28 protein-coding genes and 1 pseudogene are annotated in these 26,431 nt (G+C 52.7%); 9 read left to right on the top strand and 20 right to left on the bottom strand.

Annotation, left to right across the window (positions count from 1 at the left end; genetic code table 11):
* Positions 1-20 precede the first annotated feature (20 nt).
* Positions 21-950 (bottom strand): sugar ABC transporter substrate-binding protein, encoded by a 930-nt coding sequence (locus tag F8R23_RS01180; protein ID WP_085116285.1) that lies wholly within the window; start codon positions 948-950, stop codon positions 21-23.
* Between the two features lie 535 nt (positions 951-1,485).
* On the opposite strand from F8R23_RS01180, the gene F8R23_RS01175 reads away from it, so the two are divergent.
* The 3 genes from F8R23_RS01175 to dcuR all read left to right on the top strand — a co-directional run bounded on the left by F8R23_RS01175 (position 1,486) and on the right by dcuR (position 4,770).
* Positions 1,486-2,328 (top strand): class I fructose-bisphosphate aldolase, encoded by an 843-nt coding sequence (locus F8R23_RS01175; RefSeq protein ID WP_129938756.1) that lies wholly within the window; start codon positions 1,486-1,488, stop codon positions 2,326-2,328.
* A gap of 123 nt (positions 2,329-2,451) precedes the next feature.
* On the top strand, positions 2,452-4,053 hold the full coding sequence (locus F8R23_RS01170) for a sensor histidine kinase (RefSeq protein ID WP_151415155.1): 1,602 nt from the start codon (positions 2,452-2,454) through the stop codon (positions 4,051-4,053).
* Positions 4,054-4,056: 3 nt separating this feature from the next.
* Positions 4,057-4,770 (top strand): two-component system response regulator DcuR, encoded by a 714-nt coding sequence (gene dcuR, locus F8R23_RS01165; protein ID WP_099062388.1) that lies wholly within the window; start codon positions 4,057-4,059, stop codon positions 4,768-4,770.
* A 30-nt stretch (positions 4,771-4,800) separates the two neighbouring features.
* On the opposite strand, the gene pcaD is transcribed toward dcuR, so the two are convergent.
* A complete protein-coding gene (pcaD, locus tag F8R23_RS01160; protein ID WP_129934938.1) occupies positions 4,801-5,598 on the bottom strand; it encodes a 3-oxoadipate enol-lactonase in 798 nt (265 codons plus the stop codon).
* 131 nt (positions 5,599-5,729) lie between these two features.
* On the opposite strand from pcaD, the gene F8R23_RS01155 reads away from it, so the two are divergent.
* A complete protein-coding gene (locus F8R23_RS01155; protein WP_151415499.1) occupies positions 5,730-6,638 on the top strand; it encodes a LysR family transcriptional regulator in 909 nt (302 codons plus the stop codon).
* On the opposite strand, the gene F8R23_RS01150 is transcribed toward F8R23_RS01155, so the two are convergent.
* The 4 genes from F8R23_RS01150 to F8R23_RS01135 all read right to left on the bottom strand — a co-directional run bounded on the left by F8R23_RS01150 (position 6,635) and on the right by F8R23_RS01135 (position 9,530).
* Positions 6,635-6,988 carry a hypothetical protein gene (locus tag F8R23_RS01150; protein WP_129934939.1) on the bottom strand — a complete coding sequence of 118 codons (354 nt, stop codon included), beginning with the start codon at positions 6,986-6,988 and terminating at the stop codon, positions 6,635-6,637. The genes F8R23_RS01155 and F8R23_RS01150 overlap by 4 nt on opposite strands.
* Before the next feature lie 17 nt (positions 6,989-7,005).
* Positions 7,006-7,335, bottom strand: a complete 330-nt coding sequence (locus tag F8R23_RS01145) for a hypothetical protein (RefSeq protein ID WP_211369063.1) — start codon at positions 7,333-7,335, stop codon at positions 7,006-7,008.
* Positions 7,336-7,761: 426 nt separating this feature from the next.
* A complete protein-coding gene (gene fabV, locus F8R23_RS01140; RefSeq protein WP_085116277.1) occupies positions 7,762-8,961 on the bottom strand; it encodes an enoyl-ACP reductase FabV in 1,200 nt (399 codons plus the stop codon).
* Positions 8,962-9,179: 218 nt separating this feature from the next.
* Positions 9,180-9,530 carry a DUF4377 domain-containing protein gene (locus F8R23_RS01135; RefSeq protein WP_099062394.1) on the bottom strand — a complete coding sequence of 117 codons (351 nt, stop codon included), beginning with the start codon at positions 9,528-9,530 and terminating at the stop codon, positions 9,180-9,182.
* A gap of 442 nt (positions 9,531-9,972) precedes the next feature.
* Here F8R23_RS01135 and F8R23_RS01130 point away from each other — a divergent pair, with 442 nt between their 5' ends.
* Positions 9,973-10,509 carry a DUF4136 domain-containing protein gene (locus F8R23_RS01130; RefSeq protein ID WP_232810919.1) on the top strand — a complete coding sequence of 179 codons (537 nt, stop codon included), beginning with the start codon at positions 9,973-9,975 and terminating at the stop codon, positions 10,507-10,509.
* A 300-nt stretch (positions 10,510-10,809) separates the two neighbouring features.
* Here the strand turns inward: F8R23_RS01130 and F8R23_RS01125 are convergent, their stop codons facing one another.
* Positions 10,810-11,271, bottom strand: coding sequence for a hypothetical protein (locus tag F8R23_RS01125; protein ID WP_151415154.1), 462 nt, complete (start codon positions 11,269-11,271; stop codon positions 10,810-10,812).
* A gap of 107 nt (positions 11,272-11,378) precedes the next feature.
* On the opposite strand from F8R23_RS01125, the gene F8R23_RS01120 reads away from it, so the two are divergent.
* Positions 11,379-12,440: an acyltransferase family protein gene (locus F8R23_RS01120; RefSeq protein WP_129938760.1), complete on the top strand. Its 1,062-nt coding sequence runs from the start codon at positions 11,379-11,381 to the stop codon at positions 12,438-12,440.
* Between the two features lie 19 nt (positions 12,441-12,459).
* On the opposite strand, the gene F8R23_RS01115 is transcribed toward F8R23_RS01120, so the two are convergent.
* Entirely contained in the window at positions 12,460-12,894 is a 435-nt protein-coding gene (locus F8R23_RS01115; RefSeq protein WP_129938761.1) for a hypothetical protein, read from the bottom strand.
* Between the two features lie 69 nt (positions 12,895-12,963).
* Between F8R23_RS01115 and F8R23_RS01110 the strand changes: the two are divergent.
* Positions 12,964-13,266 (top strand): annotated as a pseudogene (locus F8R23_RS01110) (site-specific integrase); the annotation flags it as partial.
* A 306-nt stretch (positions 13,267-13,572) separates the two neighbouring features.
* On the opposite strand, the gene F8R23_RS01105 reads toward F8R23_RS01110, so the two are convergent.
* From F8R23_RS01105 to ftnA, 4 genes are all read right to left on the bottom strand, one after another.
* Complete coding sequence (locus F8R23_RS01105) at positions 13,573-13,914, bottom strand: YebY family protein (protein ID WP_112348111.1); 342 nt, start codon at positions 13,912-13,914, stop codon at positions 13,573-13,575.
* A 69-nt stretch (positions 13,915-13,983) separates the two neighbouring features.
* Positions 13,984-14,865, bottom strand: a complete 882-nt coding sequence (copD, locus tag F8R23_RS01100; protein ID WP_129934943.1) for a copper homeostasis membrane protein CopD — start codon at positions 14,863-14,865, stop codon at positions 13,984-13,986.
* 3 nt (positions 14,866-14,868) lie between these two features.
* Positions 14,869-15,252: a CopC domain-containing protein YobA gene (yobA, locus tag F8R23_RS01095; protein ID WP_012006367.1), complete on the bottom strand. Its 384-nt coding sequence runs from the start codon at positions 15,250-15,252 to the stop codon at positions 14,869-14,871.
* A 320-nt stretch (positions 15,253-15,572) separates the two neighbouring features.
* Positions 15,573-16,091, bottom strand: a complete 519-nt coding sequence (gene ftnA / locus F8R23_RS01090) for a non-heme ferritin (protein ID WP_099062464.1) — start codon at positions 16,089-16,091, stop codon at positions 15,573-15,575.
* A 372-nt stretch (positions 16,092-16,463) separates the two neighbouring features.
* On the opposite strand from ftnA, the gene F8R23_RS01085 reads away from it, so the two are divergent.
* Positions 16,464-16,694, top strand: a complete 231-nt coding sequence (locus tag F8R23_RS01085; protein WP_085116270.1) for a DNA polymerase III subunit theta — start codon at positions 16,464-16,466, stop codon at positions 16,692-16,694.
* A gap of 30 nt (positions 16,695-16,724) precedes the next feature.
* Here F8R23_RS01085 and pip read toward each other — a convergent pair whose 3' ends face one another.
* A complete protein-coding gene (gene pip / locus F8R23_RS01080) occupies positions 16,725-17,678 on the bottom strand; it encodes a prolyl aminopeptidase (protein ID WP_151415153.1) in 954 nt (317 codons plus the stop codon).
* A 172-nt stretch (positions 17,679-17,850) separates the two neighbouring features.
* Positions 17,851-18,276: a TraR/DksA C4-type zinc finger protein gene (locus F8R23_RS01075; protein ID WP_129934946.1), complete on the bottom strand. Its 426-nt coding sequence runs from the start codon at positions 18,274-18,276 to the stop codon at positions 17,851-17,853.
* 437 nt (positions 18,277-18,713) lie between these two features.
* On the opposite strand from F8R23_RS01075, the gene exoX reads away from it, so the two are divergent.
* Positions 18,714-19,382: an exodeoxyribonuclease X gene (gene exoX, locus F8R23_RS01070; protein ID WP_129938762.1), complete on the top strand. Its 669-nt coding sequence runs from the start codon at positions 18,714-18,716 to the stop codon at positions 19,380-19,382.
* A 34-nt stretch (positions 19,383-19,416) separates the two neighbouring features.
* On the opposite strand, the gene F8R23_RS01065 is transcribed toward exoX, so the two are convergent.
* From F8R23_RS01065 to F8R23_RS01040, 6 genes are all read right to left on the bottom strand, one after another.
* A complete protein-coding gene (locus F8R23_RS01065) occupies positions 19,417-21,450 on the bottom strand; it encodes a S9 family peptidase (protein ID WP_151415152.1) in 2,034 nt (677 codons plus the stop codon).
* Between the two features lie 68 nt (positions 21,451-21,518).
* Positions 21,519-22,172, bottom strand: a complete 654-nt coding sequence (locus F8R23_RS01060; protein ID WP_099062469.1) for a tellurite resistance TerB family protein — start codon at positions 22,170-22,172, stop codon at positions 21,519-21,521.
* Positions 22,173-22,353: 181 nt separating this feature from the next.
* Positions 22,354-22,935, bottom strand: coding sequence for a TorD/DmsD family molecular chaperone (locus F8R23_RS01055; protein ID WP_112348118.1), 582 nt, complete (start codon positions 22,933-22,935; stop codon positions 22,354-22,356).
* 43 nt (positions 22,936-22,978) lie between these two features.
* Positions 22,979-23,716, bottom strand: coding sequence for a phosphatase (locus F8R23_RS01050; RefSeq protein WP_085116263.1), 738 nt, complete (start codon positions 23,714-23,716; stop codon positions 22,979-22,981).
* 86 nt (positions 23,717-23,802) lie between these two features.
* Positions 23,803-24,744 (bottom strand): glyoxylate/hydroxypyruvate reductase GhrA, encoded by a 942-nt coding sequence (ghrA, locus tag F8R23_RS01045; protein ID WP_151415151.1) that lies wholly within the window; start codon positions 24,742-24,744, stop codon positions 23,803-23,805.
* 126 nt (positions 24,745-24,870) lie between these two features.
* Entirely contained in the window at positions 24,871-26,370 is a 1,500-nt protein-coding gene (locus F8R23_RS01040) for a peptide MFS transporter (RefSeq protein ID WP_129938764.1), read from the bottom strand.
* Positions 26,371-26,431 lie beyond the last annotated feature (61 nt).

The following is a 26,431-nucleotide window of genomic DNA, read 5'->3' as shown; positions in this document are numbered from 1 at the left end:
TAACTGCGCTGCCTGAACGCTTATTTTCTGTTCTTGTCGGCAAACTCTTGATAGTTGGCCTTGGTGATCAGCTGATACGGGATCAGGACGTTGCTTTCCACCTTCTCGCCTTTTACCAGTTGAATGGCGGTTTGCACCGCACCTTCGCCCTGCCCTTTGGCATCCTGGAACACGCTCAATGCCAGATCGCCCTTCTTGATGTATTCCAGTGCATCCGGGGTGCCATCAACGCCGGCCACCAATACGCCACTTTTCTTCGCTTGCTTCAGCGCCAGAATGGCACCAATTGCCATCTCGTCGTTGTTGGAGGCGATGGCATCAATCTGCTGCCCAGTCAGCGCCCAGTCGGTGGTAATGTCGACGGCTTCTTTACGGCCCCACTTGGCGGTTTGTTTGTCGAGGATTTTGATGCCCGGATACTTGGCTGCCACCTCTTCCACGCCGCGTGTGCGGTCGCGGGTCGCTTCATTGGACAATTCCCCCATCAGGATCATCACGTTGCCCTTGCCGTTCATCAGCTTGGCCAACTCTTCCATCTGCAGCTTGCCGGCCAGTTTGGAGTCCGAACCGACATAGGCCATGCCCGCTGGCAGCTTGATTTCCGGGCGGCGGTTGACGAACACCAGCGGGATCTTGGCGTTTTCCGCCAGTTTGATCATCGGCTTCACGCCCTGGGTATCGACCGGGTTGAGGATGATGGCGTCTACACCCTGGCTGACAAAGTTCTCAACCTGTTGGATCTGCTGGGCGATATCCCCTTTTGCATCTTCAAATTGACCACTGACGTTGCCGTCCTGTTTCATTTTGCTCTGCATTGACTGGCGCAGGATGGTGAGGAAATTGTCATCGAAAGCAGCCATTGAAACGCCGATTTTGATGTCTTTTGCCAACACGCTGGCCGGCAACATGCACATCAATACCGAGGTGACGATCAGTTTCTTCAGCTTCATGTTCTGTACCCTTTAATTGTTAGAGTGAAGAGGCCTGTTGATTTGACAGCTAATGAAAAATATTTTTTACATTCAAACAACAATCCGGTCGGTGTTATCCCTTTGATACGGCAGATTTATCGCTTTTTCACCGTATTCAGGTGGTGTGTAAAACTTTGATCAATGTCTCAAAATAGATTAAAAACAACACCTTAAAATAAACACTCTCTCAAGGCATTTAAGCCACCCAGTCATTATCAAATGTTTATTTCATAATTGAGATTATTGAAACTTTTTAACTCAAACAAGCGAAACATGCGTTTTGGAATGGGCAAGTAACAAAAACATGACACGGATCTAACAAATGGCGCAAAAGTCACCAACGAGTTCGTGACTTAAGTGCGTTCAACTGCCGGCAACACCCTGCGGCGATGAAAAATGGCACTGCGAATTCTCAATAAATGTGCGAGCGAGCACGCAGTTTGCGGATCCGCGGTTTCATCCCCTGCGTTACTCGACAATACTGAATGAACATGTATTTTCAGGAGGATCTGACATGCAGCTCAGCAATAAGGTACGGATGAACCGGCTGTTTAATAACGGCAAATGCCTCGACGTGGCGATTGATCATGGCATTGCCAATGAACCGGACTTTTTAATCGGCCTGGAGGATATCGAACAGGTGATGGACAGCCTGATCGTCGCCCGGCCCGACGCCATTCAGGTCAACTACGGTCAGGCGGATTTGCTGCAACGCGCAACGCAACGCGATAAGCCGGCACTGGTGATGCGTACCGACGTCGGTAATGCCTATAACGCCGCGCGCCACCGTGAAATGTGGGCGGTGCTGCATAACCCGGAGGCCCCGATCCTCGCGGCGCTGCAGATGGATGCGGCCGCAGTGGTGGTTAACCTGTATCTGATCCCCGATGAACCGGGCATTTTTCGTCAATGTGTCGAGAATATCGGTCGCCTGCGCCATGTCTGCGACCGCTACGCCATGCCGCTAATGATTGAACCGCTGGTTATGGCGCCGGCCGGTCAGGGCGCGGCCTACGGTTCGCTGGGCGACGTAGAAAAAATGGTGCCATTGGTGCGCCTGGCACGTGAACTGGGCGCCGACATCATCAAAGCCGATCCGACCGACCGGGTGGAAGACTTCCACCGCATCGTTGAAGCGGCGCGTTGCCCAACGCTGGTACGCGGCGGCGGTAAAGGCGAACTGGGCGCGGTGTTGGAAAAATCCGCCGCCCTGATGGCTCAGGGCGCATCCGGTATGGTGTATGGCCGCAATGTGTATCAACACAGTAACCCCTCGAAAGTGGTTAGCGCGCTGATGGCGATCATCCATCAGGGTGCCAGCGGCCAGCAGGCGCTGGAAATCTACCATCAGCCCTGAACGCTCTCTTTTGTAACTAAAATAATCCTTCCCCCGGCGGCGGCATGTTATAACCTGCTGCCGGTCGCTGCCCTGCGTTCCATTCCCCGCTATTATCCTGACAGGCCCATTCGGAGAACCGCCATGCCAAAACAACGGATACCGCTGAAGCTCAGCACTACCCTCACGCTGATGGTGTCTGCCATCGTCGCTTCGGTGCTGCTGGTGGTATATGCGCTGTTTTTTGTGCAGATGAGTCACCAAGGGCAAGACCAGCAACGCCAGAAGGCGATGGCGATTGCCGAAACGCTGGCACTCTCCAGCAACGTGGTTGACGGCCTGCTGCGGGAGGATCACAGCGGTGCGGTCCAGCGTTTCGCCGAGCAGGTTCGCCACCAAAACGAATTACTGTTTGTGGTAGTGGTGGACATGAAAGGCATACGCTACTCACATCCCAAACCCTGGTTGATCGGCCAGCATTTTATCGGTGAAGATTTGGAACCGGCACTGCACGGTGAAACCAACAGCGCCATCAATCGCGGTGCGCTGGCGCCGTCACTACGGGTATTTGCCCCGGTCTACGACAGCGAACGGCGGCAGATTGGCGTGGTAGCACTCGGTATTGCGCTCGATACCGTCCACCGGGTGGTGGACGAAAGCCGCTGGATCATCTACTGGACCCTCGCCTTCGCCGCACTGGTTGGCACACTCGGCATCTTCTTCCTGGTGAAGGCGCTGAAGCGCATCATGCTCGGCTTTGAACCCTACGAAATCTCCAACCTGTTTGAACAGCGCAATGCCATGCTGCAATCGATTAAAGAAGGCGTCATCGCGGTCGATAACCAGTCACGTATTACCATTGTTAACGACGAAGCCAAACGTCTGCTGCGCCAGAACGGGCCGTTCGAAAATCTGCTGCTGGAGTCTGCCAGCAAATATTGGCCGGCCCAACTGCATCTGGCGGAGGTGCTGGCCAGCGGTAAACCGCTGCGTGACCAGCAGATCAGCTTTAACGGCAGTGAACTGCTGACCAATACCGTGCCGGTGATCGTCAAAGGCCAGGTAATTGGCGCTATCGCCACCTTCCGCGATAAAACCGAGATCAGCCAGTTGGTGCAGTGCCTGAGCGGCATGGCGCACTATGCTGATGCGTTGCGTGTCCAGTCGCATGAGTTTATGAACAAGCTGCATGTGATCCTCGGCATGCTGCACATGAAGGCTTATCAGCAACTGGAAAACTACATCATCAACACCGCCAGCACCTATCAGGAAGAGATCGGCGCACTGCTGCGAAAAATCCAGTCACCGGAGGTCGCGGGCTTCTTTATCGGCAAAATCAGCCGCGCCCATGAAGCTGGTATTGAGCTGACCATTGATGAGGCCAGCCTGCTGCCGGAAACCGACGATGCGGAAACCACTCACGTGCTGATCAGCGTATTGGGCAATTTGATTGACAATGCGATTGACGCTATCGATAGCGTTGAGGGGCACGAGATCAACCTGAGCTTTCATCACAATGAGAATCACTTACACTGTATAGTCAGCGACGACGGCCCCGGTATTGATCCGGCTCTCGGCGCTCGTATTTTTGAACAGGGCGTTTCCACCAAGGGACCGGGGCGCGGTATCGGCCTGGCGCTGATCCGCAGCAGCCTGGAGAAACTGGGCGGCAGCATTGATTTTGAATCTGAACCGGGTGAGCTGACCCAGTTCTTTGTCCATATTCCCTATCAGGCCAAGGGCTGAACCATGATTAACGTATTGATTATCGACGACGACCCGATGGTGGCGGAGTTAAACAAATACTACCTGAGTCAGGTGAGCGGTTTTCACTGTCAGGCGACGGTTGCCACCCTGGCGCAGGCGCGCGCGCTGCTGGCCGACGCCGAAGTCAGTATCGATCTGGTGTTGTTGGATATTTATATGCAGCAGGAAAACGGGCTGGACTTGCTGCCCGGCCTGCGAGAGCTGGGTGAAAAAACCGACGTCATCATCATTTCTTCCGCCAGCGACGTGGATACAGTGCAACGGGCTTTGCACTACGGCGTGGTGGATTATCTGATCAAACCTTTCCAGTTTGGGCGTTTCAAAGAGGCGTTGAGCAACTACCAGCAACAGTCGCAGATCCTGGCGCAGCGCGAATTCTCGCAGAGCGATGTCGACAGCCTGTTACGTCGTCAACCCAGCAGCAGCGAAGGGAAAAAACTGCCAAAGGGGCTCACCAGCATCACGCTGAGTACGGTGTGTGAATGGATTGAGCAACAGCACGACGGGGAGTTTTCGACTGATAATCTGGCCAACGCCATCGGAATTTCACGTGTATCCTGCCGTAAATATCTGATTTATTTGGCGGAGAGCGGCATTCTCGGCACCCGCATTCTGTACGGTACCACCGGCAGGCCAGTCTATCTTTATCAGTTAAAACCCGATGCCATTGCCCTGTTGAAAGAGTACTGCCGCTAGACGATGCCCCCGGCAATGGGTTTTTTAGACTCAATTTCCCAGCAGAAAAGTACGTAACGCGGTCACGAAATCATCCGGGCGCTCCACATTAGACAGATGCACCACCGGCAACACCTGTAGCTCTGCCCCTGGCAGGGTGCAGGCCAGCAGCTCACCATGTGACAACGCCGTCACCGTATCGTCACGCCCGGCGATGACTAGCGTGGGCGAGGTAATCAACGCTACGGTTCGACGCATATCTAAATCACGCACGGCGGCAAAACATCCGGCCAGCCCTTGCGCCGGCGTGGCCAGGAGCATTACGAGGAACCGGGCCACCGTCGCCGGGTGCTGTTGCCGGTAATCCGCTGAAAACCAGTTAGCGAGAAACCCCTCTGCAACGGCCTGCATATCAACCGGTGGTTGCAGTTCGGCAATCCTCTTGTCCCATTGCTCCGTCGGCCCCAAATAAGAAGAGGTATTGGCGAGGATCAACTTTTCTATCCTCTCAGGGGCGTGTACGCCAAGCCACTGCCCGACCATGCCCCCTAATGACAAGCCGCAAAAGAACACCCTGCCGAGTTGCAACGCATCCAGCAACTCAAGCACGTCACGCCCTAACCGCGCGATCGAATAGGCTCCAGACGGGGCATCCGAGGCCCCGTGCCCCCGACTGTCATAACGCAAGACGGTAAAGTGCGATGATAACGCCGTGATTTGGTCATCCCACATTGCCAACGCGGTGCCGATCGAATTGGATAAAACCAATACCGGCTTATCGGTGTTGCCATCAAACCGGTAGGCGATCTTGCAACCATCCCCGGTGGTAATAAAAGATACGCTGCTCATGCTCTCTCCCACGGCGCTTGAACGCGGGATAATTCCCTGCGCCCGATATCCACTATGCTAATAGGATTAAAAAAAGCTGACGAGCGCCTTAAATGACCGGCTGTGTAGCCTGACAGGAACCCATTTTGACTATCAACGATCGCCTCACCGGCATTACCACCTTTGTGCGGGTGGTTGAGGCAGGCAATTTTGCCCTGGCCGCTGAACGCCTGCATCTCACCCGCTCGGCTGTGGGTAAAAGCATTGCCCGGCTGGAGCAACGTCTCGGGGTATTGTTATTTCATCGTAATCCCCGTGGCCTGAACCTGACGCTTGAGGGCCAGACTTACTACGACCGCTGTCTGCGCGCATTAAGCGAACTGGATGCCGCCGATGCCGAACTCAACAGTGGACGACGGGAGCCACAGGGGTGCTTACGCGTCAGCGCACCAAAACTGCTGGGCCGCCACTGCATCACGCCGATCCTGATGAGGTTGCTCGACAGCTACCCTGAACTGAGGATCGACATCAGGCTTAACGATCGGGTCGCGGATTTGGTTGAGGAAGGTTTCGATTTGGCGATACGTATTGGCCCACTGGCAGACAGTGTGAGCCTTATCGCTCGCCGGTTAGGAGATCAATATCTTGCACTTTGCGCCGCACCGGCTTACCTGGCCGCACGCGGCACCCCGGAAGACATCGCAGCGCTTGATGGCCACAGTGGCGTGGCTTACCACCGTTCCGGCGAAGATGTCGGTTGGCGTCAGTTGCTGGCGAATCCCGACTTCGGTGATCTGAACATCGATATCCGCCTGAGGGTCGATGACCTGCATTCGCTGGCAGATGCCGCCGTTGCCGGTGCAGGCCTGGTGTGGCTGCCTAATTGGCTGTTGGCGCATTACCTGAGCAACGGTGCACTGGTACCGATACTCGGTCACATTAAACTGATACCCAGTGAGATCCATGCGGTTTGGCCGCACACCCGCTATCTGCCGGCCAAGACCCGGGCGGCAATCGACGCGCTGTTGGCGCAAATGCCGGTTTTACTGCAAGGTATTTAGTGACGGTGCTTAAAAGTGGGGAAATCCACCGCCCCACCCGAAGGGTAACAAGGCTTGCCATGCTGTTGCTTGTTTTTCCCGCAACGGTATTCACCATACTGGGTGTTATGGCGTTTTCGGTTTGCCAGGTCGGCGGCAGCGCGCTGTTGTTCCTGCGCTATTGCCTCATCATTGGCCTGCGCCAAAGCTTCTGCGCTCCATATCTTATGTTTTAGCCCACTGCGTTTTTGCTGATAGCTGTCGGCGACTTTATTATCCAGTGGCGGTTCTGCGTGGTACTGAAAATCCACCGATGCCAGAGCGCTGAAGCAATAGCACTGCGCCACGCAGGCGAGAAAGATCCTTTTCATCGATATACTCCCAAAATTCAGTTAACCCGAGGATCCAATGGCGTACCCGCTACCCGTTGATCGACAGACGATGACACTGTGGCCACCTCGCATTCCCGCTGGCGAATAGCGGACTCCAGTGCTTTGCGCTGAGCGCGTAAAGCGGTAAGCTGCGCCTGTTCCGAGCGTATTTGCTCTACATACCAGAGATGTTGCAACACGCCATTTAACCGCTGCCGATAATCAACGGCGGGGTTCTCCTCCCCCCCGGGGGCAGGAGTTGGATGCTTGTCGACAAACGCACAGCAGCAGGAAGACGCCAGCAAAGTTAGCGCTGTCGTCATTACAGAAGACAATTTCAAAAACATAAACTCCATTAAAGCCCATACGGCAGCTCACTCTCATTATATTAACGAGAGTTTCCTTGATGATTAATCAATGGCGCTCAAATAGCGGACAGATTAATTGATAAAAACTAAACGCAAATTAAATAGAAAACACTAAGGCTAATAATGGGTAGAGATAATATATTTAGTCAGTTAACGATCTAACACCTTTGATTAGCCTATTATTTATCCGTTGCATAGTCGTTTTTAAAATAGACTTAATCATGAGTGGTAGTAAATAAAAAAATACTTTTTTTAGTTTATTAACTCGTATTCAGTCGCGGATAACGTCGAGACAGGCTGCATTATATTTCAATAAGGAGGGAAATAATTTAACTTAAGATAAACAGGATGCAGAACTAAAAAAGGCCGGGATAGCTCCCGACCTTATCTCAATACCTGAAGGGTTTAGACTAACTCAACCACATCAAACTTAACTTCGCCGCTGAGGTCGGCTTCGTAATCAACACCTTGCAGACCAAAACCGAACAGGCGCAGGAACTCGGCCTTATAGCCCTGGTAATCGGTCAGTTCATTGATGTTGCTGTCGTCGATCTGTGCCCAAATTTCACGGCAGGTGTTCTGCACGTCGTCGCGCAGTTCCCAGTCGTCCAGACGCAGGCGGTGCTTCTCATCGGTATCCGGTGCGGTACCACTGTACAGCTTGGTGGCGAACAGACGCTGGATTTGCTCGATGCAACCTTCGTGGATCCCCTGCGCCTTCATGATTTTGAAGACGATAGAGATATACAACGGCATTACCGGGATAGCAGAAGAAGCCTGAGTCACCACCGACTTCAGCACGGCAACATAAGCCGCGCCGCCTTTGGCTTTCAGTTTCTGATCGATGGCCAGCGCCGCACGATCCAGATCTTCTTTTGCTTTGCCCAACGTACCGTGCCAGTAAATTGGCCAGGTCAGGTCGGTACCGATATAAGAGTAAGCTACTGCCTGCACGTTATCTGCCAGCACGCCGGCTTCTTCCAGTGCATCCATCCACAGCTGCCAGTCCTGGCCACCCATCACTTTGACAGTGTCGGCAATTTCTTGCTCGTTGGCCGGCTCAACCACGGCTTCAACCAGCACGTCTTTGTTGGTATCGAGTGCCACGGATTTGTACGGTTCGCCGATAGGTTTCAGCGCAGAGCGCACCACTTCACCGGTTTCCGGCATTTTACGTACCGGCGAAGCCAGTGAGTAAACCACCATGTCGATCTGGCCCAGGTCCTGTTTGATCAGGTCGATAACCGTTTGGCGGCATTCATTAGAGAATGCATCGCCGTTAACGCTTTTCGCGTACAGGCCTTCTTCTTTAGCTGCCTTGTCAAAACCAGCAGAGTTGTACCAGCCGGCAGAACCGGTTTTGGCTTCGCTGCCCGGCTTTTCAAAAAATACGCCGATGGTGGCCGCACCGCTGCCGAATGCAGCATTGACGCGTGATGCCAGGCCATAACCGGTGGAAGCACCGATCACCAGCACTTTTTTCGGGCCGTTTTTCAGTTCGCCACGTGATTTAACGTAGGCAATTTGCTCACGGACATTGGCTTCACAGCCTGCCGGGTGAGCGGTAGTGCAGATAAAACCACGAATTTTAGGTTTGATAATCATAGTAATTTTTTCTTGGTAGCTAAAAACCGAAGGACAATATACCTGATTTTCTCAATATACTTAAGCTGGGTGCATTGCAGAATCGCAACAAGTGCAGTGAACAGACCAGTTACACCGGTGAAATCTTGCTGCCGCGGCAGGGGCAAGGGGAGAAATGCGAGGATCTTTGAGTGGGTTTCAAGGCCAGGCTACTGTGCGCCCGGCCCGACAAAAACCAATCAGACTTTTTTCTTTTCCAACTGTTCAACCAGCGTATAGCGCAGTGAAGAGGCGTCGGCCGGTACGTTTTCCAACTCGGTTACCTTGACCTTCAGGCGGTAACGGTAGCCCGGTTCGAAGTTAAAGCCTTCAATTTGGCTGTAAAACAATTCCCACTGCCCCTGCACGGAGTGACGTACCTGCATGCATTTCATTGGGGCGACGCCCATACAATCCACCAGCGCACTGTTCACCAGCAACACTTCCGTATGGTCGCCGTCTTTACTCACGGGTTGGCTCACGATCGCTCCCTCCTGGCTGCAGCCGGCCAAACCGGCTAAGGCAACAAATAACAACGCTTTGATTTTCAATGTAATGCACCATTGAGTCTTTGGGTGCGCTGATAGTAACAAAGCTACGGCTATCGGGGCCAGCGGCGTGTTCCGAATTTGGGGAAAATGGACCGGTCTGCAGAAGGTATCGTGACAGTAAAGTACAAAATCGGACCCGCTTTTCTTTGTGCTGGCGGCTCATTAAGACAAAAATAACGGCAGGCATTACCTTACACTCAACGCCGACTAATGCTGGCGGGTCATGGTGAACACTCCATGTAGCGGAATTTTACTCTCACCGTGACCCGCCAGCATTATCACCAGGAGGCCGGGAGACCAGCATATTAACTGAAACCTCAAGCAATGATTTGATTGCTAATTTTTTCCTTAAGCCAAAGCAAACTCGGTGTTAATTCACCATTTGCTAACCACAACTTCTGGGTCTAAGTTTATGAAACCAATAATCCTAAAGGGGTTTTCTATGCGTTTACTTCCTTGCCTTTTTATCGCGGGTTCGATGGTTTTATTGTCGGGCTGTGCCAGCCAGCCGCAGGTGACCAGCGATTATGACCACAGCGCCAACTTCACCCAATACCATACCTACGGTTTTGCCACAGAAACTGCCGGGCAATATCAGACGCTGACGGGCAAGTACATTCAATCGGCGATTAAACAACAGATGGAACAACGCGGGTATAAAGTCAGCGCAACCCCTGACCTGCTGGTGTACAGCAACGCGATGAAACAAAACAAGGTGCAGGTTAACGACGCTCCGGTGCCGGTCGGCCGCAGAGGTTATGCTGGCTGGGGGGGTTATAATCAAACCGTTTGGAGCTATACCGAAGGCACCCTGACGGTAGACCTGGTGGATAGCAAGAAGAAACAGCTGGTCTGGCGTGGAACCGCCAGCAACACGCTGAGTTCGGATGGTAAACCGGCTAGCCAGGCCCAGATCCAACAGGCGGTGACGGCTCTGTTTGCCACCTACTCTTTCAAGGCTGGCCCGGCAAGCCGCTGAAACAGCGTCCCGCATTAAATCCTGAAAACTATAACCCTACTAACAGTAGTAGGGTTGTAAATATAATCAAGACACTAACTCCATATTAAACCTTCTTTAAAATTGGGATGGAAATACTTACCTGAATAATAAAAAATGATGAGTATAATACCGAGACAAAACTCAAGCATATTCCACATTAACACCATTTAATTCTACAACCGGAGAATATTTCAAACCACCGTTCAATTCTTGATGATTTTGGTTATCCAACATAATATAGCTATCATTAGCATCGAATTTATGATCGTTTTTTTATCATTAATGACAAATGACTGGAGCAGTATGGTTCTGCAGCTTCGAATGGCTGTTCGTCTGGAACCGGCTCCCAGTAAGTTCCCCCATTGGCATTTCAAGCCGTAGGTCAATCCAGCAACCATCTGGAATATCCATCGGATCACCAACCACCGAGGGATTAACAGAATTTGAAGTGCCTTCCCAAGCTTGTCTCACTATCAATACCGCAAAATATGAACAACTCGGCCCACCATCAATGGGCATAGTTAACAACCCGCCAGTGCCATTTGCTGGTCTGTTTACCGTGGCATTCGTGAACCTCTGGATTGAGGATTTATTATCTTTCGAAAGAGCATCTGCAGACTGAGCGGCGCTGTCAGCCGACAGGTTGCTCTTTGCGTCATTTGTTGCTTGTTGGGTGCTACGAGCTTTCAGCACAATGTCTGTGCCGATGACGCCATCAACTGGCAATCCTTCAGATGACATAGGTGGTTCTCCAGATTGGTTTAATAGAGTTCATTATTTTTAATGTGCTATGTTAGAATCTTGAGCATTGATATGGATGTATAGAATTGGTATGAGATTGATAAATTATGGCAAAGAAGTTAAACCCATGGCTTGATGTATGCAGATCACTCGCAATAATTATGGTGATACTTTCTCATGGCAGAGTATTTTTAATACCCGCACTCCCTTCAGCTCAGTATTTAAAATTTGGCGGATTTTTAGGTGTGGAGTTATTTTTCGTTTTATCTGGTTTCCTCATCGGAAGGATAATATTCGATAAGATCGAAAAATCTGACACTGCGTTTGGCTGGATTCCTTCGTTTTGGTTTCGCCGCTGGATGAGAACATATCCAAGTTACATCCTATTTCTAATATTGAACCTGCTTCTCATTGACAATATCAGGCCAGATGCACAACCAAACTTGCTTGCTTTCTCTACATTCACTCAGAGCTTAACGATACCTCACCCTTCATTTTTTGGTGAAGCATGGAGCCTCGCGGTGGAAGAGGTTTTTTATTTTTCTTTCCCTATTGTTATATCTCTTTTTTTATTTGCAAAAGCAAACAAAAGAAACAGCATCATATTATCCATTTCAGCGATTATTGCGATATCGCTTGCATTTAGAATTAATGCAGCAATTAACACACCAATGACATTTAATGAAATACGCTCCACATCTTTATATAGACTTGACTCTTTAATGATTGGAGTTATTTTTTCATGGCTGTTTTTATCGAAAAAAATTAACATATTTTCAAAACTTGGAATTTCACTTGTACCGGCAGCAATATATATAGCTGCAAAGCCAGATGCGTTTATGGACAGCAGCGTATTACTAAAGATATTTTTATTTGATGTCGCAAACATTGGATTCGCTTGCTTAATAACCGTTTTCTATCATATAGAAGTCATTCCAATGGTAAGGTTTGTGACGTCAAGAATAGCCAGGTGGTCTTATGCCGCATACCTTACAAACCTTCCTGTTCTGTACTTTATAAATCATTACATAACTAAACCAACATCACTAATCGGATGCATTTCCATTTGGTTGTTGTTTATAGTCATGACAATTTTCATTTCTAAATTTGTTTATGATCTATTTGAGGTTAAAATCCTTCAATTAAGGGATCGGATGAAAAGCGCATGATCTACAAGCGCTCATTAGATTAAACCCCGATACAAAAACACATAAAATTATCTAATGCTATTGGGTCATTACCTAACCGGCCATAGGCGGTGACCCCATTCTTACTCGGGTTGCCTACTGTTGCGAAACGTCCGTCACCTGACGTAATTTTAGTAGCAGAGGCGAAGAATATCCCTATTGAATACGGCTGTGGGTAAGTGATAACTATAGATGTGTTTTCGGAATATTTAGACCCCCACTGAATAAATACCTTTTTAATAACACCCGAGATATTAACTGGAATAGACATAAACCCATTTTCATCAAGCACGCCAGTAACTGCCGTGGACAGTGACAATGCACTGCCAAGCTTCTCTGTTAGATTCGCAACATCTCCGTCGTCCAGCACCTCCTGCCCAGTTTTGTTGCGATAAACTGACCCAGCACAGCTGCCATTGTCGAACCCTGACGCCATACGGTGTTAAGTTCTTCCGACTTTGCCACACCAGAGCCGAAGCCCGCTACACGCGCCGGTAGCGCTTGGATCGATCGTTGCCGGCTGGCCAGCACTACCGAATTTATGCTCAGTGCCGGCATCCGTAAAAATAGCCCAGACGGCTCTTTGCACCCTGATGGGTTGACGAAAAAGTTTGTTGCTACGCGAAAAGCATCACAGTTGGAATTTGAGGAAAATCTGCCGACGTTCCACGAGATCAGGAGCCTGGCCGGACGGTTATATGAGAAGGAGAAAGGGAAGGAATTTGCACAGAAATTACTGGGGTATAAATCCGAAAAAATGATGGGTAAATACCTCGATACCAGGGGGAAAGAATACGTAATGCTGTAAAAGACCGAATATAAAAATTCGAGTAAATTCGATTTTTACGGAAAAAATAACAATATAAATCAATAGGTTAAAAAAAGACCGAATACGATTCCTATATTCGGTCTAGGGAAATGGCTCTTGGGAGAGAGCCGTGCGCTAAAAGTTGGCATTTTGTGCAAGGCTTGTTCAGCCGTGCACTTTAAGAGTAGCTTACCGCGCTATTTTTGCCAGCCAGCCACACGGCCAGTGATAGTTTCATGATGAAATTAATTTCGCATGTTTTTTCATCACCGGTTAACCCCAACTAAGCCATTGTCGGATAAGCGATTAGTTGGCGCACAGTTTCTCGGCACGTTCACGGTACGGCTCAACACTCATTTTATGACCTGGATTGGCGGCGTCATCCAGCAGGATCACGTCCAGCGGCTGGGCGCGCTGCTGCCCTGCTTTCACCTGTGCGTCTGCGGCAGCATTGAGTGGATATTGCATCAGTGTGCTGTTGTTGAGTACGAACAGCGCGCCGCCACTGCGGCACTGCAACGTCACCTCTTCTTTGGTGAACGCCCACTGGTTGCCGTATTCCAGCTTGGTGATGTTAACCAGTTGGTCTGCCGCCAGCGCACCGGTCGCGGTCGCCAGCAGCGTCATGCCGAGTAATAACGATTTCATGTTATGGCCTTAAGGTTGCTATTTGATCCAATTTTCTCGCAGTTTGGGGGCATCCGGCAAGCCGCAATGTTACACCGGCGCATAGGTTGCAAATAAACTGACCAACAGCAGCACGCCCGCGCCCAGCCCCACTTCAATCCAGCAGGCCAGCACCAATCCTCGCTGTGCCAACTGCGGCATACTGCTCATCGCCGGGACGATGGCGTAACGATTGGCCAATGCGACCATCACCATCAGCGCCACCAGCGCGGTTTTGAACAACAGCAGGCGCTGGTAAGGAGAATCCACATCCAGCGGCCAACTGCCCAGAATAATCAAACTGTTAATCACGCCGGTCAACACCACCAGCGCTACCGCCAGGTGACCCCAACGCGAGAAGCGTATCAGTGTAGTCACTGCGTCGCTGCGGCTTTGTGGTTGAGCCAGGTAGCGCAGGCAAACCAGCAACGGCAACAGGCTACCCAACCAATAACCAGCCGCCAGCAGGTGCAGCGCGTGGTTAAAACGGTGCAGTACGCCCAGCGCCCCTTCATGCATTGCCGCATGGCCGATAAATGCCATGCTGACCAGCAACAGTGTAGAGAGCAGTGCCAAAAGCTGTGTGCGGCGAGGTTCTGCCAGCCACAGGCTCAGCAGCGCCAGTAATGAAATGCCCAGGTGCCAACGCCAGACTTCACCAAAGGTAGTGCCCAGCACCGCCCACCACACGTCCAACTGCCAGGTGTCGGCCCAGCCGTCACCCATCTGTCCGGCCTGAATAGCCAGTAACGCCACGGCAGAAAGCCCGGCAAGCCAGGTGCAGGAGACCAGCAAAGGACGCACATCACGGGAGAGATACGGGGAAAGGCGCTGCGGCGACAATAAGGCGGTGAACAGGCTGGAGCCAAACATCAGCATCACCGCCGCAAAGTGCACAAAGCGACACAGGACAAACAGGGTCGCCAGACTCATGGGTTAGTTTACGGTGAAGCTGTACTGGCCTTTGGTTTTATGACCGTCGACCGAAACCACATGCCAGCTGACGTTATATTTGCCGGCCGCCAGATCGCCTTCGATAGGCAGATTGACCTGAGTGTTGTTGTTCGCATCAAGTTGCAACTTGCCGGTTTTCACTTCGGCGTTGTCCGGGCCAGTGATTTTAATGCCGCTAAAGTTTGGCTCAATACCTTCTGAGAAGTTGAGCGTCAGCACTTTCGGTGCAGGACTCACGCTGGCATCTGCCGCTGGTGTTTCAACTTTCAAATGAGCATGCGCCAGCGCCTGCTGTGAAGACAAGCCGACAAACAGCACGAAAATAGTGGAAAGCAGGCGATAAGAAGAACGAATTTTACCGATCACAGTGATATCCCTTAAAGCAATAATCGAGGGTGATAAGGGGTAAGGCTAACCGCCTTGGCGATGTATCAGCAGCCCACCCCACCGCAGATGATTGCGCCACGGGTAAACAGAAGAAGTGATTAGCGAGTAACCCACTGTTTTAACTCTCTACCATCCCTGTAGCGTATCGGGCCAAATGATAACGAGTGTCATTATGCAAGTCGAGCAGAACGCTGGCATTTTGCGATCCAGTAGCACATATCGCTGCATAACCGCGATAAACTCAGGGCATAAAAAACCGCGCACCGGGCAAGGCCGGCACGCGGTTTCAACAAAAGCGATTAAACCTGGCCGTTAGCGCTTTCGCCGGCCGCACCCATTTTCTTCAGATCTTTATCAATGAAGAACAGTGCATTGCCGCTGGTCCCCACCAGCGCCAGTTTATCCAGCACGGATTTGAACAGCTTCTCTTCTTCGTGCTGCTCGGCAACATACCACTGCAGGAAGTTGAAGGTAGAGTAATCGTGGGCAGTCATTGCCGCGTGTGCCAGTTCGTTGATCTGACGGGTAATCAGTTGCTCATGTTCGTAAGTCTGCTGGAATACGTCTGCCAGGGAGGCAAACTCAACCGGTGGTGCAGCGATGCTGCCCAACAGTGGCAGAGAACCAGTATCGCTCAGGTATTCGAACAGGCGTTGCATGTGTTGCATTTCTTCCTGAGAATGCTCTTTAAGAAATGAAGCTGCACCTTCAAAGCCTTTATCGCTGCACCACGCGCTCATTTGCAAATACAGGTTGGCGGAGTAAAACTCCAGGTTCAGTTGCTCATTCAGCTTTTTGGTCATTTCTGGCGTCAGCATAATTATTCCTTTTATTTTGCAGGTATCAACTTAATTTTCCGCATTATGCCTTGATGAAAACAAAATAAATACACTTGATTCACATCATTATCGATTTAATTTTAAATAAATTAGAAATCAATGAGTTATAAAAACATTAATTATTCGTTTAAATTATTATGATAACCATTTACATCTGTATATTTAATCAAAAGGCGAATCATTCTTATTTAAAATAATAAATAAATTGCATTTCTATCGGAGTAATAAATAACCTCACCCACAGTGAGTTATTACTGATGCACCGCCCCCTCTGCGCTTCAGGCTTGCCAAGTGCCGCCGGGTGCATTACCTTCTGCGCTGATCCAATGCGGTAACAGAAAGGAGAATACGGTGGGTTACAATCTGGCAGAGCTTTCCAAAGAAGAGATGGACAAAGTGAACGTTGATCTCGCGGCTTCCGGCGTGGCGTTTAAAGAACGCTACAACATGCCGGTGATCCCAGAAATGGTTGAGCGCGAACAACCGGCGCACTTGCGTGATTATTTCCGCGAACGCGTGGCGCATTACCGTGCCGAATCGCACAAGTATTCACGTCTGCCGTACGAGCCGAAGTCCAAATAAAAAAAGCCCGCCGTCATGGCGGGCTCAGTGTCACTTGGCAGCATACCTGTCGGTGGCCAGCATCAACTGATGCAGGATCCCCGGTTCGTCAAAGGAGTGCCCTGCTCCCTCGACAATATGCAACTCTGCCTCCGGCCAGGCCTTCGCCAGATCCCAGGCGTTTTGCACCTGGCAAGCCATATCGTAACGGCCATGGATAATCACCGCAGGAATATGGCGGATCAATGGGATATTACGCAGTAACTGGTCATCGCTGTCCAGGAAGCCCAGATGGGTAAAGTAGTGGTTTTCGATGCGGGCGAAAGCTAGCGCAAAGTCATCCTCACCAAAAGAAGCCGACTCGCTGCTTGGCAGCAAGGTCACCGTCTCCCCTTCCCACACGCTCCACAGCTTCGCCGCTTCAAGCTGCACCTGCAGATCCGTTGAAGTCAGGCGCTGGCGATAAGACGCAATCACGTCCTTTCGCTCTTCTTCTGACAGAATCGACAATACGCGCTCCCATTTCTCAGGGAAGAAGCGTGAGGCACCGTCCTGATAGTACCAATGCAGTTCCTGCTTACGCAGTGTGAAAATGCCACGCAGCACCATTTCGCTGACGTGCTGCGGATGGGTTTGCGCATAGGCCAACGCTAACGTCGAGCCCCAGGACCCGCCAAACACCAGCCATTGCTCGACACCGGCCATTTCGCGCAGCCGTTCAATATCCTGCACCAGATGCCAGGTGGTGTTGTTGTCCAGGCTGGCGTGCGGCTTAGAGCGACCACAGCCGCGCTGATCAAACAGCAACACCTTATAGCGCTGCGGATCGAAAAGTTGGCGGTGGTAAGGGGAAATACCGCCGCCCGGCCCGCCGTGAATAAAGACCGCCGGCTTACCGTTCGGGTTGCCACTCAGTTCCCAGTAGATCCGGTGGCCATCTCCAGTGTCCAGCCAACCGCTGTCATATGCTGCTAACGGCGGGTACAAACCTCGTAATTGTTCCATGGCGCTTCCGTCTCTCTGTGGGTCATACCCTCATCAAAGCCGAAGCGGCCCATTTGGTCAACGGTAAATCCTGAAAACTCCTACACTCCCCAACAAGTTAGGGTGCGTTTGCTTAAAATGAATACGACCTGCCGGCAAAATACCGGCTGGCTACCCATAACCAGCCGAGATCTTAGCCCCGTTTACGCAGATGCGGTTCGCGCATTTCCTGGGCGGTTTTCGCTTCAATGCTTAGCTCCGCCGTCGGCCGCAGCAACAGACGAGCCAGGCCGATAGGTTCCCCGCTTTCCCGGCAATAGCCGTATTCGCCGTTATATAATCGGGTCAAGGCCGCGCTGATTTTCGGCAGCAACCGGCTTTCACGATCCAACTGACGGAACAGCAATCGCAGGTCCTCTTCGCGAGCCGCTTTGTCCGCTTCATCACCGGACACTTCGCCGCCGTCGATATCCCGTTTCAGCGCCTCAATGTGCTGCAACAGTTTCTGTTGCTCGTCGAGCAAGCGCTGGCGGAAAAACGCCTGCTGAGCCGGATTCATGTATTCAGACTCCGGCATGGCCAGGAGCTGCTGCTGATTTAATAAGGTCACAACGTTCATTGTGCTCTCCGGTTATCATTTAATTGTTATATTATAACATACCATGCCATTTAAGCAGCCATTCATACGAAAACAAAATTCTGTCTATAAACAATCGATTAACAAAACCTCTGGCTTTCATGCTTGCATCCGACAGGCGTAAGGGGGTTAATGGCTGAGCAACCCACCCAACCATAGGTAACTGAGAGGCCATCATGAGTAAGGGAATGGATAGCAAAAAAAATGCGAAGAAGAAGCCGTTGAAAACCCCTGCAGAAAAACGTGCAGGCAAACGCGCTAAGAAAGGCCAGTCGACCGGCGAGTAAGCGAACTTCTAACCGTAATTAAACCCGCCAAGGCGGGTTTTTTGTTGCCTGCAATACCTTGGTCCCTTTCAGCGGTTGGCAGGAGCACGGCCGCCGGTTAAGCTAAACCTGTGCAGCCACTCTGAGGAAACCATGAATTTACGCGTAATAGACACTGAAACCTGCGGACTGGAAGGCGGCGTGGTAGAAGTGGCTTCTGTTGATCTGAACGACGGAAAAATCACCAACCCGATGAGCGACCTGGTCAGCCCCGACCGCCCCATTAGCATTGAGGCCATGGCCATTCACCACATCACCGAGCAGATGGTTGAAGGGAAACCGCGCATCGCGGTGGCGATCGGCCGCTATCAGGGCAGTCCCTATTATGTTGCGCACAATGCGGCTTTCGATCGCGGCGTACTGCCTGAAATGCGCGGTGCCTGGATATGCACCATGAAACTGGCGCGTAACCTGTACCCGGACATCAAATACGGCAACCAATACCTGCGCTATGCGCTGAATCTCGATGTGCAACTGCCACAGGACACCACGCTGTATCCGCACCGGGCGTTATATGACTGCTACGTGACCGCTGCGCTGTTACAACGCATCATCAAGGATTCAGGCTGGACGCCGGAACAGATGGCGCAAATCACCGACCAGCCGGTGCTGCTGAAGAAGTTTAAGTTCGGTAAGTATCGTGGGCAGGAAATTGATCGCGTCGCGCAGGAAGACCCAGGCTATTTACGCTGGATGCTGAAATCCATCGAGGACCTCAGCCCGGACATGAAGCACACGCTGAAATACTATCTGATCGGTTGAAAAAAGCGGGCAGCGCCAGCCGCCCGCCTGAAGGTTACTCCGCCAGCGCCAGAATAAAGGCGTACTCCAGCGCGATGTCCTCATAGGCTTTGAAACGCCCGGACTTGCCGCCGTGGCCGGAATCCATATCGGTATACAGCAGCAGTTGACGATCGTCAGTCTTCAGCTCACGTAGCTTGGCCACCCACTTGGCGGGTTCCCAATACTGCACCTGGGAGTCATGCAGGCCGGTGGTGACCAGCATATGCGGATAATCCTGCGCCTTAACCTGATCGTACGGGCTGTATTGCAAAATGTAGTCGTAATAGGCCTGCTGGTTCGGGTTGCCCCATTCGTCGTATTCCCCGGTGGTCAGCGGAATAGACTCGTCGAGCATGGTAGTGACCACGTCAACAAACGGCACCTGCGCCACAATGCCGTTGAACAACTCAGGCGCCTGATTTATCACCGCGCCCATCAGCAAGCCGCCGGCGCTGCCACCCATGGCGAACACCCGCTTGGCGTCACCGTAACCCTGGGTGATTAACGCTTCGGTCACGTCGATGAAATCGTTGAAGGTATTTTGCTTTTTAAACAGTTTGCCGTCTTCGTACCACAGTTGCCCCAGTTCACCGCCGCCGCGAATGTGTGCCAGCACAAACACAAAACCGCGATCCAACAGGCTTAAGCGACTGGCGCTGAAGGCTGGATCCATGCTGCTGCCGTAAGAGCCGTAGCCGTACACCATCAGCGGGTTAGTGCCGCGCACGAAGCTATCGTGACGGTAGACCAGCGAAACCGGGACCTCAACGCCATCACGCGCCTTCACCCATACCCGCTCGCTGCGGTAATTTTCCGGGGTGAAGCTTTTCACTTCCTGCTGCTTGAGCATCACGCGTTCGTCGCTGTCGAGATTTAGCTCATACAGCGTGGTCGGCGTGGTCATCGATGAGTAGCCATAGCGCAGCAGCTCGGTTTCCGGCTCCGGATTGTACGCCAGCCAAGTGGTGTAGGTCGGATCGTCGAAGGCAATGCGCTTCACTTCGCCACTCTGCCAATGGATCTGTCGCAGTTGGGTCAGACCTTCGCTGCGCTCTTCCACCACCAGCCAGTCGCGGAACAGGCTAAAGCCCTCCAGCATCACTTCGATGCGCGGGGCAATCAGCGTCTGCCACTGCGTTTCATCCGCCTGCTCGCTTTGATACAGGCCGAAATTCTTGCCGTCCTTGTTGGAGCGGATATAGAAATGCTGGTGATAGTGATCGATACCGTATTCATGATCCTTACGGCGCGGCACAAACATCTGCGGCGTGCTGTCGGCGCGATCGGCATCCAGCAGCAGGATTTCCGACGTAGTGGTGCTGCTCAGGTGGATCAGAATAAAACGATCGGAGGTGGTCTTTTCCAGCCCGACGTAGAAGGTGTCGTCCTGCTCTTCGTAGATCAGCTCATCGCGTTGTGGATCGGTACCCACCACGTGGCGGTAGACCTGATAAGGCAACAGCGTTTTGGCGTGTTTGCGTACGTAATACACGGTGGCCGAATCATTAGCCCATTCAAAGCTGCCGGAGGTGTTTTCCAGCACTTCGTCGGTCCAGCTATCGTCGCTGAGGTTTTTGAAACGAATGTCGTATTGACGACGGGAAAGGAAATCTTCCGCGACCGCCAACTTTTGGTTATCGGGGCTGACTTCCAACCCGCCAAGGGTATAAAACTCACGCTGCTCGGCACGCTGATTGCCGTCGATCAGCGTATCCCAGTGCTCGCTCTCGGCCTGGGGCTGACGGACGTAAATCGCGTATTCATTGCCCGGTTCGAAGCGAGTCTGATAGCGGTAGCCGTGCCGGACATAAGGCACCGAATGCTCCTGCTGAGGAATGCGCGCCACCATCTCTTCGTACAGGGTTTCACGTAACACCTGCTGCGGTTTCAATGCCGCATCGGTAAAGGCGTTTTCCGCCTGCAGATAGTCCAGCACCTGGGGGTCTGCGCGCTCGTCGTCGCGCAGCCAATAATAGTCATCTACACGCGTGTCGCCATGGGTTGTGATGGGATAAGGACGTTTTTCTGCCTTAGGGGGTGTCATCATTGCTAAATCATCCGCTTACCTTGATTAAGGCAAGAGTGACACGATTCCCCCCGGCTTGCCAAGCGGCGCTAGGCCAGCTCGCGTTTTTTCTCGTTCACGTCGTTTTCTATACCCTGCTTAACGTCCGCCGGGATCTTCAACGACTGCGCCAATGCGTCGAGATAGCCGCGCTCCATAAAGTGATCGACATCGATCACCATGCAGCTCAGGTAATAAACTTCGAGCGCTTCGTCTTCATTCTTCACGCTCTGGGCCAGCAGGTCCGGGTTCAGCGGCTGCTCAATGGCTTCCTGTACCCATTTTTGCGCTTCCTCTCCCACCTGCAGTTGCTCCAGGCTGTGGTCGATAGCGAGTTTTTCTTCCGCATCAATGTGGCCATCGCTCTTAGCGGCGAACACCAGCGCCTGCACCAGCCGTTTGGCACGCAAATCCACCGGCGTGGTTTGCAGACCGAACTGCGGTTCATTCTGATGGGTTTCTTTCACTCGTTGCTTGTATTTATTCCACAACACCGCACCCACCGCCGCGCTGCCGCCGATAATCAACGCATTCTTGCCAAATTTGCCCACCAGCTTGCGCGAAGACTTATTCGCCAGCAAGACGCCCACCAGACCACCCAGTGCGGTCGGGGCCAGCAGTTTGCCGATGCCTTCCGACCCGCCGATTGCACCGGCCTTTTGCCCAATCATTGATTGGATCTGCTGCATCCAGTTATTTTTCATACTTTACCCTTTGCCTAAGGAAACGAGGCGTGTAGGCACACTAAAAGCCAAACCGCCGGGGAACCGTCAGATTAGGGGATTATTTGTCAATTTACGTATGGGGGATGAAAACCTGTGTAGCGGGGAAATCGGTAAGGAATAGGCCGGCTCCGCGGTAAAGCGCAAGCCGGCCAGCAGGGCATTAAGGCTGTTCACCCTCTTCACCCAGTTGGTCTTGTTCGTATTCCGCCAGTTCGTCACGCATCGCCTGGATAGACTCGCGAGCCAGCAGCGACAACGTACGGTAAAAGCCGGTGGTGGCGTGAGCTTCCACTTTGCCGAGGAAACGGCCGCACCAGGGCAGCAGATAGTCGTCAAACAGAGTGATTTGCGCCTGCGCTTCGTCTTCCTGCGCCTGATCTTCCAGCCAGGAGGCGGCCAACAGCAAAGAACCGAAGTGATCGGCCGGCGCATCACTGAGCGGCATGCCACGCTGCTGCAGGAAAGTACGCACTTCCGCTTCCGTCGCGCCTTCAACATAGGCAGAACGGAACGGTGACACGCTGCACTCACTGCCGACAAACATCGCGTTGAAATCGCTGGACAGCTGGTTGACATCACAACCTTGCTGCAGCCGCACCAACAGTTCGTCCTGCTCCAGCGGCCAGTGTTGTTGCAGCTTGCCTTCTTTGATCAGCGTGAACAACGGCACCAGCAAGGGATCTTGCGGCTGACGGTAAAACAGCGTACCCAGCACGCGGCAAACAATGGAAAACTCATTCATGATAATGCCTTATACAATACGGAAAAAATTTGCCGGGACGATGTCACAAATCGGCCAGTTCCGCAATCGCCGGCTTGCCGCGCCGTTCGAGAAAGTCCAGCAGGCGCCGCGGGCTAACGTTAAGGATGCGTTCCTGCGGGAATGCCACTTCGGCAATAATGCGCTCACAGTGTTCAAAGCCGCCGAGTGAGAAGGCAATATGTGAATCCGAGCCCAGTGCCAGCCAGCCGCCGGCATCACGCACCGCAGCCGCAATCGCCCGGCAGTTATCTTCGCTACCCTTGCGCGAATGGGTGAACGACGAATTGTTCAACTCCAGCGCCACTTCATACCTGGCCGCTGCAGCGGCAACCGCGGCAATATCAATCGGGTATCTAGGGTTACCGGGGTGGCTGATAATGTGCACATCCCCTTGTGCCATTGCGGCAATCATCGCTTCGGTATTGGCGGCTTTGTCCTGTGGCGCAAACACCGGCTCGTGGAAACCGGCGATAATCACGTCGATTTTATCCAGCATCGGACCGGTGCAGTCGATATCGCCCTGCCGATTTTTGATGTTGGCCTCGATGCCACGCAGGATGCCCACGCCGTCCACCAGACGCGGCCACACATGCATGTTCATAAAGTGCCAATAATGCGGGGCATCAGCCATGTCCGGGCCGTGGTCGGTGATGGCGAACAGTTTGATGCCCTTTTGCCGGGCTTCAACGATGTAATCATGCAGCGTGCTGTAGGCGTGGGTGCTGGCGACGGTGTGCATATGTAAATCAACGGGGTACATTGCTTCTCCTTCTGGGCGGCCTGCCAAAGTATGGCGGCAGGCGCGGTTTCTTATTTATTTAGCTTAGCAGGTGCATCACCGGAAGATCAGTAACCGAGCTGCACATCCACCACCCCGGCTGGCGTTTGTCCGGCTTCAAGCGCGAGAATGTTCGCCGCTATCTGATCCATCGCCGCTTCCGGCAAGGTGATGGCAGCAATATGAGGGGTAATGGTGACACGCGGATGACGCCAGAATGAATGCGCCTGCGGCAGCGGTTCAGTGACGAACACGTCCAGCGTGGCGGCGGCAAGCTGCCCCTGCTCCAGCGCCTGCAGTAGATCGTCTTCAACCAGGTGTGCGCCTCTGGCCAGATTGATCAGATAAGCGCCCGGCGCCAGATGCGCGAACAGTGCCTGATTGAGGATCCCGGCGGTTTCCGGCGTGTTGGGCAACAGGTTGATCAGCAGTTGCACGCCATCGAGAAACGCGGCACGCTGCCCGTCTCCGGCAAAGCTCTGCACGCCGTCAATTTGTTTCGGGCTGCGGCTCCAGCAACGTACGTTAAAACCCAATGCCGTCAGCTTCTGCGCCACACTTTTGCCCAACACCCCGGCACCGAGGATGCCAATGGTGAAACTATCCTGCTGATGGGGATCGAGCGGCCGCCATTCCTGCTGCTGTTGCAGCAGTTGATACTCGTCAAAACGACGGAAATAGCGCAGCACGTAGCTCAAGGCATATTCCTGCATCTGTTGCGCCATGCCGGTGTCCTCAAGACGCAGCAGCGGAACACCTGCCGGCAGGGTACCGGGGTACTGACGCTCCTGATCGAGAATAGCGTCGACGCCGGCCCCCAGGGCAAACACCCCTTTTAGCTGTCTGCGGTTAGCCAGCATCTCGTGTGGCGGTCGCCACACCAGTGCATAATCCGCCGGACGGTCATCGCCCGGTTGCCAGGCACGAACCTTCGCCTGCGGCAGGCGCTGTGACAAGCCTGCCAGCCATTCCTCGGAATTAAAGAAAGGGTGGTAAAAAATGATGTTCATCTTCGCGACTCCGTCTGTTTTTATCTATTTCCATCCAGACTTCCGCGATTCGCCGACAGATGCAAGTGTTAAAGCCCAAAATGAAAACAGCCCCGACCAGTGGGGCTGTTTTTATACTGCGGGATCTCAGACGGCGACAGGCGTATCGTGCCGGATTAGCCGACGCAGCAGCGGGATCAGTATCAACATCACCACGCCGACGCCTGCTGCTCCCCAGCCCAGCGCACTGAACACCTCGCTGTAGCCGGGGTTGGTTAGCACCGGGGTGCTGCCGCTGTTTACCGGCATCAGACCGGAGACATAGCCCGCCAATACCGAAGCGACGCCAGTGACCATCATCCAGCAGCCCATCATGATTCCCTGATAGCGCGGTGGTACCAGTTTGCCAATCATCGCGTAGCCGATCGGGGAAATCATCAGTTCACCCATGCTCTGCAATACGTAACTAATGACAATCCATTTAAACGCCACCAGCCCGTCACCGCCGGCCAGGCTGATGCCCAACGGCAACACCAACATGCCTAACCCAATGCAAAACAGCGAACCGGAGAACTGCATCGGAATGTCGATCTTGCAGCCGCGCGCTCGCAGGCGGTTAAACCACCAGGCCATCAGCGGTCCACCGACCACGATCACCAGCGTATTGATGTTCTGGATCCACTGTGGTGCCACCTGAATGCCATAAACGTTCAGATCGATATTGTGCTCGGAGAACAGCATCAGCCCCATTGGAGCCAACTGGTACAGCGCCCAAAACACCAGGGACCCCAACGCCAGGATCAGATAAGCGGTCATCCGGCGACGCTCGTCACGCGGATGATGGCGTAATGTGACCACGCACAGCATTAGAAAAATCAGCACGCCGAGGCCAATCACGAAGTGGCCGCTGAACTCGGCATGGGTCAGCATCACGCGGATGATGGGCACCAGCGCGACCAGTACCGCCAACCCGACCAGCATGCGCCAGCGGTATTGTGAACGGTTGGCGTCGTGCAGCGGCGTGTTGAGATCGGCCAGGATGCGCCAACGGCTTACGGCGACGATGATCGCTGCCGCGTTACCCAAGGTAGCGAACAGGAACAGTGCGCGGTAGTTTTCGGTCAGTTGATAATAGCCGGCCACGGTAAAGCCGACAAAGAACCCCAGGTTCATCCCAGCATAGTTCCACAAAAAGGCCGACTCGCGCCGATCGTCATCCGGCTTGAAGCGCTGGGTAAGCATCATATTAATGCAGGTGACATTCAGTCCACTACCAGTCAGGAACATCGCCAGGCCCCAGTAGAGCCCACAGACGCCCGCGACGGCGATCAACGCGCAGCCGATCACCTGCAACACCATGCCCAACACGAACAGATTGCGGTTACTGAGGAAACGCCCTCCCAAATACCCCCCGAACATATGCAGACCGTAATTGAACGCGCCGAAGACGCCCATCATGGCATTGGCATTACTCTCGCTGAACCCCAGACGCTTGGTGGCGTAAAGCACCAATGTGGAGTACAGCACGGCAAAACCCAACGTGGCGAAGATTTGGATAAAGAACAGTGCCCCGGCCCCCGGGGGAATGGCATGCCGCTGCGGCCCTGCCGTAGGATCCGATAAAGTCAAAGTGAACCTCTGCTGCATTATTATTTGATAGATCAATCCCTGTCTGCTTTATCACCGAAGCAATGCCCGGCAACCTGCG

Source organism: Serratia proteamaculans (assembly GCF_008830365.1).
Classification (GTDB): domain Bacteria; phylum Pseudomonadota; class Gammaproteobacteria; order Enterobacterales; family Enterobacteriaceae; genus Serratia; species Serratia proteamaculans.
This window is presented reverse-complemented; position numbering and strand designations above follow the sequence as displayed.